This is a genomic window from Tunturiibacter gelidiferens (assembly GCF_051013345.1).
GTDB lineage: Bacteria > Acidobacteriota > Terriglobia > Terriglobales > Acidobacteriaceae > Edaphobacter > Edaphobacter gelidiferens_A.
This window is the reverse complement of record NZ_CP132939.1, coordinates 6,043,333-6,055,595: the sequence shown is the minus strand read 5'-3', so window position 1 is coordinate 6,055,595 and position 12,263 is coordinate 6,043,333. Positions and strand designations below refer to the sequence as shown.

Here is a 12,263-nt window from a genome sequence, read left to right as displayed (position 1 = left end):
GACGGAGATCCACTGGCAACGAGGAAGTTGTGATCGACCACTTCCAGACTTTCGCCGCCCGGGCCCTGCAACGCGACCAGCAATGTGATCACACTACGGAATCGGGGTTCGCGCGTCCCTAAGGTTCATCAAGAGTTTTGCAAGGAATTTCCAAAGGATATGCAAATCCAGCTAAGGCCTTTGGAGGTCAATCACTTGTACCAATTCTGCACATTCCGCTTCGACCCCGAAAATCACTTGCTGGAGAGTGAAGGGAATCCTATTTCGCTTACTCCGAAGGCGTTTGAAGTTCTTTTGGTGCTGGTGCAGAACGGCAGTCGCCTAACAACCAAAGAAGAACTCATGCGTAAGGTCTGGCCCGACAGCTTTGTGGAAGAGGCCAACCTGACGGTCAACATATCTGCACTCCGCAGGCATCTGGGTGAAACCCCGAGTGGTCAACAATATATAGAGACCGTGCCGAAAAAGGGCTACCGCTTTGCGGTGCCGGTGTCGCAACTGTCGGTGAACAATCACGCAGACTGCCCGCCGCTCGTTCCCGCGGCCAACCCACTACACGTGGCTTCGGTTCCGCGTACAGATCCTTTCGCCGGGAACCTGCCGATATCCGGCAACGCCCGCGAAGATCGGAGACGGTTTCGCTCAACCGTCATGATGCTAGGCCTGATAGCAATTTTTGTGTTGGCCGCGCTGGGCTATCGGGCTTATCGGAACAAGTCCAATCCTCGACAACTCTCGCAGGTCCCCCGCCGTCTTGCGGTCCTTCCATTCCAAAACCTGCAGGAAAATGTAAATACGGACTATCTTGGATTCTCACTCGCCGACGCCATCATCACAAAACTCGGTTACGTCAGTGAACTCACGGTTCGTCCTTCCTATGCTGTTCAGAAATATAGGTCTCAGACGATCGACATTGCGAAAGTGGCCGCGGAGCTGAATGTGGATACGCTGCTCACCGGAACTTTTCTCCGCGAAGGTGACGATCTTCGAATTGCGTGTCAATTGATCGATGTCAAGACGGAGAACCTTCTTTGGAAGGGAGCGCTCGATCTCAAATACGACAAACTTCTCTCAGTTCAGGACCAGGTGGCCCAGCAGATCATTCGAGGACTGGAAGTGACGCTTTCCGCCTCCGAAGCCGGGCGATTGAAGGCCGATGAAACTGTTAGTCCGCTTGCCTACGAATATTACTTGCGCGGAGTTGACCTCTACTCGAAAGGCGACTTCCCCATGGCCATCAAGATGTTGGAGAAGTCGACCCAGCTCGCGCAGCAATTCGCCCTTGCCTGGGCCCATCTCGGCAGGTCTTATACCGCGAATGCTTCGTTTCAGTTTGGCGGCGCGGAGCACTACCGCAAGGCTGAGGCGGCCTTTGCGAAAGCCCTTTCTCTGCAACCCGATGAGATCGATGCTCGGATCTACTTGGCCAACATGTACACCGACACGGGCAGAGTGGAAAAGGCCGTTCCACTCTTGCGCGAAGCTCTCAAAACAAATCCAAATCAGGCGGAGATTCACTGGGAATTAGGCTATGCCTATCGGTTCGCAGGCATGTTGTCCGAATCTGTCTCCGAGTGTGAACGGGCCAGGCAACTCGACCCGGGCGTGAAGCTCAACAGCTCCACTCCGAATGGCTATCTCTATCTCGGACAATACGACCAGTTTCTACAAAGTCTTCCCAAGACCGAGGATGCGGCTCTCATTGTTTTCTACCGTGGTCTCGGCGAGTACTACAAGAAGAACCTGGAGCAGGCAAAAGCGAATTTCGATCATGCGTTTGAGCTTGATCACACTCTACTCCAAGCGGAAGTTGGAAGGGCCCTTAGCTTTGGAATTCAGCAACAAAATTTCGAGGCCGTTAGAGTTCTCCATGCATTGGAAGCCAAGATCAACGAACATGGCGTGGTCGATCCCGAGGCGATGTACAAGATCGCTCAAGCATATGCATTGACCGGGGACAAACCTTCAGCACTTCGAGTCTTGCGTCACAGCATTGAGAATGGATTTTTCCCTTATCCCTACTTTGCGACCGATCCGCTTCTCGATTCGCTTCGCAGCGAAGCGGAATTTTCTAAACTTATGGACGCGGCACGCCAACGCCACGAAGAGTTCAAGCGCAGATTCCTATAGTGCGTTCGGCTCGAATGAATGTAGATAACGCTCTTGGGCACAAACCGGCACGGGTGGATAACTGAAATACATTTTCTATACAGTCAGTAACTCGAACTTTCAGACCTTTTCTGCCTTATCAATTGGCGAAAAATCCAGAGGCACGCGCCGCTAGGCTTTCCTTCAAAACGAACGCATCAAGAGAGTCGCTCGTGAGGAGTCAGAAATAAAAATGGGTTCTGCTGTAAGCAGCTAAAAACAGAGGAACTAAAGAATGGTCGGCCCTGTTGGACGATTTTAGAACTTTTTATGCCTCTGGTCTGGCTGACGAGGCCCCTCTATCTGTCCCCCAACAAAGGCTGGTTGCTGACTGCCCGAAACCTGACGAATTTCCAGTTGGAATCGAGCGGGAAGACGCGAGTGCGCAGCCGGTCGCACCTGACGAAAAGCAAACTAATATTCATTCGGGCCCGCTACCTTCGTCCCTAAGCCCCCGGCGACGACGTGGCAAGTCGATTCAGGCGGCGAATTGCTCAAGATCCCAGCATTCAGTGAGGATAGATCAGTCCGATTCCGATGCGGCGAGTGAGCTAATGACGGTCAGAATTAGCGAAGCATGGTCGTCGGACGAAACGCCTATTATCAATGGCGTACTGCCTATCGAGGGAGGGGGCAAGCGGACGGATTTTGCTCAACCGGAGGACGGAGCGGATCAGGAGACAATCGGTGCGGCCCCAGACACCCCGGTTACCGCCGCACACCTGCCCAAGCCTGAACTGGCGTTGTCGCAGAGCTTGAAAGACGCAGCTTCTGAGCCTCTCGAGCTATCGCATCGTGCGGAGACCAGCCAGGCACCTATGCCGAGAAAGATCCCTGCCTTCGAGGAATCTCCGCAGGTGTCCCCTCTTCTCGTGGCCCGTTACGATCGCGAGAAATTGTACGAAAAGGTCTGGACCGTGACTATGCAGAAGGCCGCTAGAGAGTATGGGGTGTCCGACGTGGCACTCGGCAAGATATGCAGAAAGCTCTATATTCCAGTCCCAGGTAGAGGCTATTGGAACAAAAAGGTCGCGAATCAGCCTGTGGGGCCTCGACCTTCCCTCCCCGTGATTCGCATCAGGTCGCAGCAGCGTAAGGAGAGCCCTCACCGGGCGGTTGCAAAGACTGCTTCCACTGAAATCCCTCAGCCCGCCCAGGTGGAGTTGCAACACGTCGAAGGCACAAGGGGTAACAACCAAATTGCAGTACATCGCGCCGGAACCAATCAGGCACCAAAGCCAAGCACGCCTCCTGTTGTCGAGAAATCCCAGCAGGTCTCCCTTTTCTCATGGCCCGTTACGATCGCGAGAAATTGTACGAAAAGGTGTGGACGATGCCTGTCCGGTTAGCTGCCAGAGAGTACGGCGTATCCGATGTCGCAATCGCCAAGACATGCAGAAAGCTCAACATTCCAGTCCCAGGCAGAGGGTACTGGGCGAAGAAAGCAGCCAACCGGCCTGTGGAGCCTCGCCCGCCGTTACCCCAGCTTCCCGCCCGAATTTAATGTGCATCAGCGTGGGACATCTTCTGGATTCACTGATGCCCTTTCATCGGTGATATGGCGCAATGCAACCGTGATGCGCCGGTAAGGTGACCAGATCGGCGTTTCCCGGTACCGATCCGTGGGCGGTTGCTGAAAGTTAACTTCCGAATAAGCGACCATAAGATCGATCCCTTCCGGTTCCAGATGGGGAGCCACCCATTAAGGCGGGGCCGGTGGTGGAGCTTCGCCACGCAGTCTTATTAGGAATCCAGCGACAAGACATACGAGATGGCGCATTCCCTAGTGGCACTCCGAGAAGCTATGAAGGCGTCGATTGCCGCATTTCCGACTAGCGCTGCAGCAGGCCCCGCCAACGCGATTAGATGTGGCCAGGATAGTGCGCCAAAAAGCGTCAGTCCTACGGCTCCAACCGGCATAGTTCAGACCGCCGTCCACGCTCCCTTTGCAAGGGAGCCGAAAAGTGTCTCTCCGATTCCTTCAAGCTTTTTCCTGTAAGTTGTCGCGGCTGGCACAATCTCTGTCGTTACTATCTTCGAGACCGCCGCGTTGTAGTCATCGTCTGGTTTTATCGCACCCTGCTTCGCCTGGAGAACCGATAGGTGTTCGAGAAATTCCTCCCGAGCATTTGTCGAGTCCCTTCTATAACTGATCACTTCGGGAATGGTCATCTCCATGAGCACTTCCGAGGGAATCAATTCGTCAAAGACCCTGAAACTGAGATCAGTCAACTGGACTGCCGGAACTGACTTGTAGGCTGCCGAAATAGCCCGGTGGTATTTGGTGCCGAGAAGTTCACCGAAGGGCGGTGCATCGGCAAACGGTGTCATTCCGTTCTTACTGCTTGCTTGGAGAGCAACGTTGATATTGACCGAGCACCTGGCAGCAGAGTGAACCAACACTCTGGCCTTCTCGACTGCGGTCCTAGTTTTAAATGCTTGCACCGTTCCGTCGATCAACAAAGCCATTGCATTCTCATGCTGACTTAGGCCTTCAGCTAGGTTTAGGTCGACGAGAGTCTGAACCAAGTCTTCCTGCATTCCCGATTCACCATAGTTGCCCGGTGTTATCTCAATGTCGCGAAAATTAATGGATGTCCCCAATCCCGTTTGGAAACGCGACAGAAATGTCGAATCGTTTATGTCTGCGGCGACCTGTTCAAGTATTTCGGTGGGCAACTTCGTATTCGGGGCTCCATGGACAAAAAGGGCACGCCATTTTCGCGGAAACTTGCTTCATACGAACGAAGCGGCGATGCGCATCCGATCGTCATGATTTGACCTTGACCGCCCCCGCCAAAAGAGTATGAGGCTCGATCGACGAAGTGAAGTTCATCGAAGAACAAAATTGCCTTCTTCAAGGTCACTTCGGACGAAATCATGTCGGGGTAATAGAACGCGTTCACCGGTATTCTCATCTGGGTTCCTCAAATCACAGTGTATTTTCGGATCTGAACGTATCACCGCCTATGGGGAAATTACTACTCGATTAATGCTTTGCCCAAGCAAAAGCGAGATGACCCACACGAAGTCGGCTTATCGTCAGCTATCGTCGCGTCACCACCACGGTGGTAGGCCTTCGATCACAGCACGATGGATCCGGGTCTCAACACATAAGCCGCGGCTTCCATAGAAAACTCTACGTATAGGATCTTTGGTTACAATGTCCCCGAGTTCACGACCGTCCGGGGAAAACCATCGGAAAGACTTCGATTGTAAGAGACCAAAACCGTTATGCGTGACGACGATCCGTCCTTGATCGAATACATCCACAAGGGCTAGCAGGCGATCTTCCTGAAGAACGTAGAGACGGGTGGGCGTCAGAATGTAAAGATGCGATGGCGTTTCAGTGATCTGCGTCGGAACTGTGCCAACGTCGTAAACGCGCACCGGGCGACCTCGAGGATCGACCTTTACCACCCTACCGCTATATCCCGCCAAGAAGGAGCCGCAACCTTCATAGGCAAAGTTCGCAGCATAAATCCAGTCGGTGCCGAATGAACCGCCGACTTGAAGAGATATGGTGAAGGTCACAGATTGGCCATTTTTCAAAGGCACGGTAACGCGATGGAGCATCTGTTCATACGACGATGTCTCGATCTCCGACCTTGAGAGCCGCGACAGGTCCATCCCCGTAAGCATCTCCATGGCTGCATTGAGATCTTGAAACTTGCGAGTGAATTCAGGTAACTGTTGGTTTTTGTCGGGATGCCATTGCTTCGCTAACGTTTTGTACTGACGAGTCACTTCTTCGGGACTCACCGGCAACCTCAGTTCCATTAGATCCAGAGCTGCATATATCTCGGAGCTGACTCCAGAACGTCCTGAGCGTTCAGTGGCCACTTCGCTCCAGCCTTCCTTGCTCGGGAACCTCAGACCCCAGATTGGCTTGCCAGTCTCCACGTCGTAACACCAGGCTTCATCAACGATAGTGACCAGGAATCTTGTCCTGTCCGCGGAAAGCGCGACGCAGCGGGTGTGATTCTTCAGCTGTGTTTCCGAGATGCCAAACCTCTTGGCCTGAGCTTCGTATTCGGGCAAAGACGACACTTGATCGATAAACATGGTTTCCAGCGTGCCGGAGTAGGCATGCAACAACCCATCGCTGGACATGAAGACCATTCCCGAACCATCACTGTTTACATCGGAACGGTAGACGTCAAACGGAAGGGCCTGTTCTGCAATCTTCCGTCCATCCCGTCCGGTGGTCATAACAATGCTGCGTGCCTCAGGAAAATCTTCCCGTCTTCCTTTGCGGTCTAACCAGACCGTAGAGCCGCCCGTCGGAAACATCGTCCGATAGGCAGGGTTGGGCTTCTCTCCTGGGGTCAGTTTTTGCTCCTCCAGAATCCGCCAGCCGGTAGAGGAGACTGCGAAACGTTGCTGAGTCGCTCGGTCGCTGTCATCATCGGAGCTAGACAGAGCCCGTTCCCCCAAATCGTTTGGTTGTGCTTTTTCCTCCCACGAGGGTGGCGCTTTGGGTAGGCGAACATACGGAAGGTTGTTCAGTTCCAGCTTGGTGGCATGACTAGCTGATCGAGCGGACCGTCTTCTCGCGGTCGGTACATGCAACGATGTCGAAGTCTGACCGGTCAATTGTTGTGGCTGGCTCTCTCTAGGTGGAGCATCGATGAACAACGCATAGGTCGGAGGCCGGCTGACCCGATGAAGCCGTCCGCCTTTGTCGAGCCACGAGACCAGGGTGCTGAGCCGTCGGCCATCCCCATCAACGAATCGTTTCAGTTCATTTTGCTTGACGCCCGGATTGGCGGTGACTGCTGCTAAGACAGCTTTGACCGATCTCAGATCACTTTCCGCTTGATCAGCGCTTTCCAGCCATTTATGCAGGTCAACAGTCTTGTCCAGAGTTTGCCGCAGTTCGCTAATTCCCTCAGCATCTTCCATAACGGCCATCAATGTACCGCCCGTATGAATCGCGTGCGATGTTGCGATGTCAAACCTTCCGAACTCTTTCTTCATCTGTGCGACGACCGCTGGCATCAACGGGAAGCTGTTTCGTGCGGCTCGGACGGCCTTCTTGTAGTCACCTGCAGCTTTTGCGGATTCGATCACCGCGCTCAATTTGAAATACTCGTCAACGGCGGCACGTCCAGACAGAGCTCTATCCTTCGGTCGCACGGGATCTGCAGCCTTCGCGCGATCTTGTTGCTTCTCAGGCACCCGACGGACGGGTTCTGCGGCCGGAACCTTGATTGCGGGGCTGGTGGCGCTTCGCGTCGAACCACCGAACACTCTTCGCAAGAACTCAAACATTGGGGCTCTTCTATCGGAATGATTGCTATTGGGAACTCAACCATTATCGACCAGGATCACTAGGCCCGCTAGGTGAAAGAACACTCCGGAATGGTCTCTTCCATATCACCGACCGTCACATCTCGGCAGAATCGTCGGTCGGCTTCGTGAAATTGAAGCCCATACGTCTCGGAGCGGTCGTATCAGAGCACGTCTTCGGCCGCACTTTAGCCGGGAAGCCTCATTAACAAAGTTGGTTCATGGTCTGTGAATTACACAAGCGGGCGACCGCGCCCAGTTTGATCGGCTGCGTTCGTCGATCCGTAAGAGAGCTGAGGGCTGCGCGGGTTCTGGGCAGGAGACCTTCTTCGTTGACCATCCTGATATGTCGGCCAGTGTCCGCCGAATCGGATTGCGCATGATTCTCGATTGGAGAGATCAGACAATAATTTTGTTTTCAGATTTAGACCAAAGGCCAAAGATGTGGACTAAACTCAAGGCGAAAAGCGACAGGAGAATCTTAGGATGGTTCCCGAAGCGTCACTCGACATTTCACGTCGTCAGTTTCTCGTTGCCGGAGGTCTGACGCTCGCCGCAGCTTGCTTTGCTCCAAGTTACCTGATGGCCCAGACAGAAGGCATCGTTGTAGGAGCGTTCAAAGAAGCCGCCACAGCGAAAGTCACGGTTCAAAACCTTCGCCGCAACATCAGCGTCCTCTTAGGTCCTGGCGGAAATATCGCCGTTCTCACTGGCCCTGACGGAAAGCTGCTGGTTGATGCGGAAATCATTACCGCACGTCCGCACGTCTCTGGAGCCCTCGCGAGCATCAACGCAGATCCCATCAAACAATTGATCAACACCCACTGGCATTTCGACCACACCGGCGGCAACGAGTGGGTCCATGAAGCCGGAGCCAGTATCCTGGCGCACGAGAACACGCGTAAACATCTTTCCCAGGCCACGCGCGTCGAAGGCAACTTTAGGTACACTTTCCAAGCCGCGCCGGCGGGTGCGATCCCCTCCACCGTCTTTAAAGACGAACACACTCTACATGCCAACAACACCACTCTGATGCTGAAGCACTACCAGCCTGCCCACACAGACTCTGATATCTCCGTGCACTTTGTTGAGGACGACATTCTCCACACCGGAGACACCTTCTGGAACCGCGATTACCCTTTTATCGACTACTGGACGGGAGGCAGCATCGACGGCCAGATACGCGCGGCAGAAGCGAACATTGCAAAAGTGTCCGACAAGACGATCGTCATTCCCGGGCACGGAGCCGTGGGCGGCAAAGCCGATCTGATTCTATTCCGAGATGTATTGGTTGAGATCCGCGACAAGGTTGCAGCCCTCAAAAACAGGGTAAGTCCTTGCCTGAAGTTGTCGCGGTTAAGCCTGGGGCGCGATATGACGCAGTATGGGGCAACCTGTTCCAGAACCCGAGTAACTTTGTTGCACTCGGGTACCAGGGCGTTTGAGACCATCTAGAAGCTATATCTTCAGCTCTTGAGGAATGCCAGCAGGTCCGCATTGATCTTCTCCGCATGCGTAGTAGGCATCCCATGCGGAAAATCCTTGTATGTAATCAGCGTCCCATTCTTCAGCAGCTTTGCCGACTTCGGCCCCGCCGCAACATACGGAACAATCTGGTCGTCCTCGCTATGCATCACCAGCACCGGAATTGTGATCTTCTTCAGGTCCTCAGTGAAGTCGGTCTGCGAGAAGGCCACAATCCCGTCATAATGCGCCTTGGCCCCGCCTATCATCCCCTGCCGCCACCAGTTCGCAATCACCGCCTCCGAGGACTTCGCCCCCGGGCGGTTATATCCATAGAAAGGCCCCTCCGGCACGTCGCGATAGAACTTCGACCGATTAGCCGCAAGCTGCGCCTGCAGGTCATCGAACGCGGACTTTGGTAGTCCCTCCGGATTGGCCGCCGTCTTCACCATCAGCGGCGGTACCGCGCTGATAATCGCAGCCTTGTACACATCTTGTTGCCCACGACGAGCCAGATAGTGCACTACCTCACCGCCGCCCGTCGAGTGCCCCACATGGATCGCGTCCTTCAATCCGAGATGCGCCGTAAGCGCGGCCAGATCATCCGCATAATGATCCATATCGTGCCCGTCCGCCACCTGCGACGAGCGCCCATGCCCACGCCGGTCATGCGCTATCACGCGATAGCCTTTATCCAGAAAGAACAGCATCTGGTTGTCCCAGTCATCGGCCGAAAGCGGCCATCCATGGCTGAACACAATCGGCTGCCCCGAACCCCAGTCCTTGTAAAAGATCTCAACGCCGTCTTTGGTTGTGATGGTGGGCATACGGACTCTCCTTTGACAATTGGCAGTTAACGCCCGCCAATTAGATCACAATTCGCGTCCTTATGGCTGCCGTTTCCAAAGCACACTCTAAGGAGAGTCTGCACAAGTTCTGCATCGCTTGCCTGATTGATTAATCTGATAGCTGCGAGGAGATTGCGATGAAGCAGCAGAGTCTGTCGAGTCAGGGTGTGTTTGAGAAGTACGGGCGGAAGAGTCGGCGGGAGTTGTTTCTGGACGAGATGGAGCAGGTGGTTCCATGGTCTGCGCTGGAAGCCCTGGTACGACCGCACTATGCGAAGGCGGGCAAGGGACGGCAGCCGGTAGGGTTGGCGATCATGCTGCGGACTTACTTTGTGCAGCAGTGGTTCAATCTGTCGGACCCTGGGGTGGAAGAGGCGTTGTACGAGTCTGCGGCGCTGCGGCGGTTCGTTGGCGTGGACCTTGGGATTGCGCCTGCGCCGGATGAGACGACCATCCTGCGGTTCCGTCATCTGCTGGAGAGGCACGAGCTGGGCGGGTTGATGCTGGATGCGGTGAACGTGCATCTGGATGCCAGGGGCATCCGGATCGCGACGGGCACGATTGTCGATGCGACCATCCTGCATGCGCCTTCGTCGACCCAGAACGCGAGTGGCGAGCGCGACCCGGCGATGCACCAGACCAGGAAGGGCAACCAGTGGTACTTCGGCCTGAAGGCGCATATCGGCGTGGACGCGAGGGAGGGCATCGTCCACTCTGTGGCGACGAGCGCAGCCAGCGTGGCGGACTGCCACATGTTACCGGAACTGCTGCACGGCCAAGAGCGTAAGGTGTGGGGCGACGGCGGCTATCAGGGCCAGACCGACGCCATCCAAGAGGCCGCTCCGAAGGCACAGGACATGACCTGCAAGCGGACGAAGTTCAAAAACTATGTCGACGAGTTACAGAAAAAGAAGAACCGGAGTAAGTCGAGGGTGCGGGCCAAGGTAGAACATCCGTTCCGGATCCTGAAGCGCATCTTCGGCTTCGACAAAGTGAGATACAGAGGCATCGCGAAGAACCATCACCGCCTGTGCGCGAACTTCGCGCTGGTGAACCTGTACCTGCACCGCAAACGTCTGGCAGTCCTTGGGCAGTAGTGCGCCTGGAAGCCCCGGAAAACGGGCGGATGCGCGTTCCAATTAGCCCTCCAACAGCATCAAACCAACCAAAACCCGCGCATCTTCCATGCCCACTCCCTGACCCCAGAAAGTCAGACGCCTACGCAGAGGTTCCCTAAGTCCCGAGTCACGGGCATTCAGGAAGCAACCCCTGAATGGTGCGCTAACAGGGCTCATTCAGGGCGTGTGAATTGCCGCCTGTCACTTTGCACCTTCGCCGTCCGGCGTCCAATACCAAACCGATCTCCCGGAGTTCCAACACACGCCCGGTGATCCTGTTCACTGGCATTGCATTTGAGCGTCGAGTTCCGCGCGTTTGTGACATCCGGGAAGAACCGTAGCCTGTCGAGATCCGCTTTCTGCCTTCCGATGAGTCGATGATTTCTTTTAAAGGATGGAAGTTGACTCCAAATGTTTCTTCGCAAGTTCCCAGTCCGGAATCGATCGTGTCAGGAGCCTCCAAAACTTTCTACTATGGTCGTGGAAGCTCAGGTGACATATCTCATGCACGATCACATAGTCGATGCACCGGATGGGAGCCTGAACTAAAGACGTATTCAGGACGATGAGATTCTGATTGGCACAGCTTCCCCACCGACGTATCATGCGTTGAACGCGAAGAGTCGGTTTAGATGGTAATTGTCCTTTTGTCTCGTCGTATATGGTGTCTAGACGGCTACCAAACACCGCCTTAGCTCTTTCCTGGTACCACTGTCTGATCAGGGACTCAACCGCGCCCGCATTCTTGGGATCGGGAAGGTAGACCATAACGAATGGACGACTCAGGTGGACTCGCCGTTCCTTGCAAGAGACAATCTTCAAGCGATACTGACGTCCCAGATACCGACGGAACCCTGCGAAGTGAATGTCTGAATATCCACTGGTTCCTCGATTTGAAGGAGGCAAGACACCTGATCGAAGCATGGCGGCAGGAATATAATGAGAGTCGTCCTCACGCATCTCTCGATGACAGGACGCCGAGCGAGTTCGCCAGCCAGATCGCGGCTAGCCGCGATCTGGCTGGAACCTAAACAGGTCGAAGACTAACTCTGACCTTGGTACAGGAAAATTAGGCCCTTCAACCTCCCCGCAACGCCTCGATCTCTTGGATCTGTTGTTCGAGCAGCTTCTCATAGGCCACCACTCGCTGCTCGTCGACGGAACCAGCAACGAAATCATCTGTGAGCCGCAGGATCGCCTCGCCTCGCACGCATACTTCCTGTAGGGCCGTTACGCAACGCGCTAGTTCTTCCGCAACGGCGGTGTCGGTTCCTACCATCCTTTTGTTAAGGAATCTCGTAAAATATGTGGACAGAATCTCCGCGACCTTTGCTAGCAACGTAAACACGTCGTCGGTCTCCTTAGCTGAACTCATTCGAGGGTATCAGCGCTG

Annotated in this window: 10 protein-coding genes; 5 read left to right on the top strand and 5 right to left on the bottom strand. The window is 54.6% G+C overall.

Annotation, left to right across the window (positions count from 1 at the left end; translation table 11 throughout):
- Window positions 1–195: 195 nt before the first annotated feature.
- Window positions 196–2,130, top strand: a complete 1,935-nt coding sequence (locus RBB80_RS30565) for a winged helix-turn-helix domain-containing tetratricopeptide repeat protein (RefSeq protein ID WP_433965886.1) — start codon at window positions 196–198, stop codon at window positions 2,128–2,130.
- A gap of 572 nt (window positions 2,131–2,702) precedes the next feature.
- Window positions 2,703–3,497, top strand: a complete 795-nt coding sequence (locus RBB80_RS30560) for a hypothetical protein (protein ID WP_433965885.1) — start codon at window positions 2,703–2,705, stop codon at window positions 3,495–3,497.
- A 574-nt stretch (window positions 3,498–4,071) separates the two neighbouring features.
- On the opposite strand, the gene RBB80_RS30555 is transcribed toward RBB80_RS30560, so the two are convergent.
- Both RBB80_RS30555 and RBB80_RS30550 read right to left on the bottom strand, forming a co-directional pair.
- The gene (locus RBB80_RS30555; RefSeq protein WP_433965884.1) at window positions 4,072–4,827 is read right to left on the bottom strand and encodes a hypothetical protein; all 756 of its coding nucleotides are present in this window, start codon (window positions 4,825–4,827) and stop codon (window positions 4,072–4,074) included.
- A gap of 378 nt (window positions 4,828–5,205) precedes the next feature.
- Window positions 5,206–7,221, bottom strand: a complete 2,016-nt coding sequence (locus RBB80_RS30550; RefSeq protein ID WP_433969975.1) for a DnaJ domain-containing protein — start codon at window positions 7,219–7,221, stop codon at window positions 5,206–5,208.
- 705 nt (window positions 7,222–7,926) lie between these two features.
- Here RBB80_RS30550 and RBB80_RS30545 point away from each other — a divergent pair.
- Window positions 7,927–8,895 (top strand): MBL fold metallo-hydrolase, encoded by a 969-nt coding sequence (locus RBB80_RS30545; protein WP_433965883.1) that lies wholly within the window; start codon window positions 7,927–7,929, stop codon window positions 8,893–8,895.
- An 11-nt stretch (window positions 8,896–8,906) separates the two neighbouring features.
- On the opposite strand, the gene RBB80_RS30540 is transcribed toward RBB80_RS30545, so the two are convergent.
- The gene (locus RBB80_RS30540) at window positions 8,907–9,731 is read right to left on the bottom strand and encodes an alpha/beta fold hydrolase (RefSeq protein WP_433965882.1); all 825 of its coding nucleotides are present in this window, start codon (window positions 9,729–9,731) and stop codon (window positions 8,907–8,909) included.
- A gap of 158 nt (window positions 9,732–9,889) precedes the next feature.
- On the opposite strand from RBB80_RS30540, the gene RBB80_RS30535 reads away from it, so the two are divergent.
- Window positions 9,890–10,849 (top strand): IS5 family transposase, encoded by a 960-nt coding sequence (locus tag RBB80_RS30535; RefSeq protein ID WP_433964127.1) that lies wholly within the window; start codon window positions 9,890–9,892, stop codon window positions 10,847–10,849.
- 408 nt (window positions 10,850–11,257) lie between these two features.
- Here RBB80_RS30535 and RBB80_RS30530 read toward each other — a convergent pair whose 3' ends face one another.
- Entirely contained in the window at window positions 11,258–11,692 is a 435-nt protein-coding gene (locus tag RBB80_RS30530; protein WP_433965881.1) for a YgjP-like metallopeptidase domain-containing protein, read from the bottom strand.
- On the opposite strand from RBB80_RS30530, the gene RBB80_RS30525 reads away from it, so the two are divergent.
- Window positions 11,644–11,901, top strand: coding sequence for an integrase core domain-containing protein (locus tag RBB80_RS30525; protein ID WP_433965880.1), 258 nt, complete (start codon window positions 11,644–11,646; stop codon window positions 11,899–11,901). The genes RBB80_RS30530 and RBB80_RS30525 overlap by 49 nt on opposite strands.
- A 47-nt stretch (window positions 11,902–11,948) precedes the next feature.
- On the opposite strand, the gene RBB80_RS30520 is transcribed toward RBB80_RS30525, so the two are convergent.
- Entirely contained in the window at window positions 11,949–12,245 is a 297-nt protein-coding gene (locus RBB80_RS30520; protein WP_433965879.1) for a hypothetical protein, read from the bottom strand.
- Between the last annotated feature and the right edge of the window lie 18 nt (window positions 12,246–12,263).

What these genes read in the sequence shown, in the direction of transcription:
- RBB80_RS30520 (WP_433965879.1), bottom strand. Translation starts at nt 12,245, where the DNA reads ATGAGTTCAGCTAAGGAGACCGACGACGTGTTTACGTTGCTAGCAAAG.
- RBB80_RS30545 (WP_433965883.1), top strand. Translation starts at nt 7,927, where the DNA reads ATGGTTCCCGAAGCGTCACTCGACATTTCACGTCGTCAGTTTCTCGTT.
- RBB80_RS30525 (WP_433965880.1), top strand. Translation starts at nt 11,644, where the DNA reads ATGGACGACTCAGGTGGACTCGCCGTTCCTTGCAAGAGACAATCTTCA.
- RBB80_RS30540 (WP_433965882.1), bottom strand. Translation starts at nt 9,731, where the DNA reads ATGCCCACCATCACAACCAAAGACGGCGTTGAGATCTTTTACAAGGAC.
- RBB80_RS30560 (WP_433965885.1), top strand. Translation starts at nt 2,703, where the DNA reads ATGACGGTCAGAATTAGCGAAGCATGGTCGTCGGACGAAACGCCTATT.
- RBB80_RS30535 (WP_433964127.1), top strand. Translation starts at nt 9,890, where the DNA reads ATGAAGCAGCAGAGTCTGTCGAGTCAGGGTGTGTTTGAGAAGTACGGG.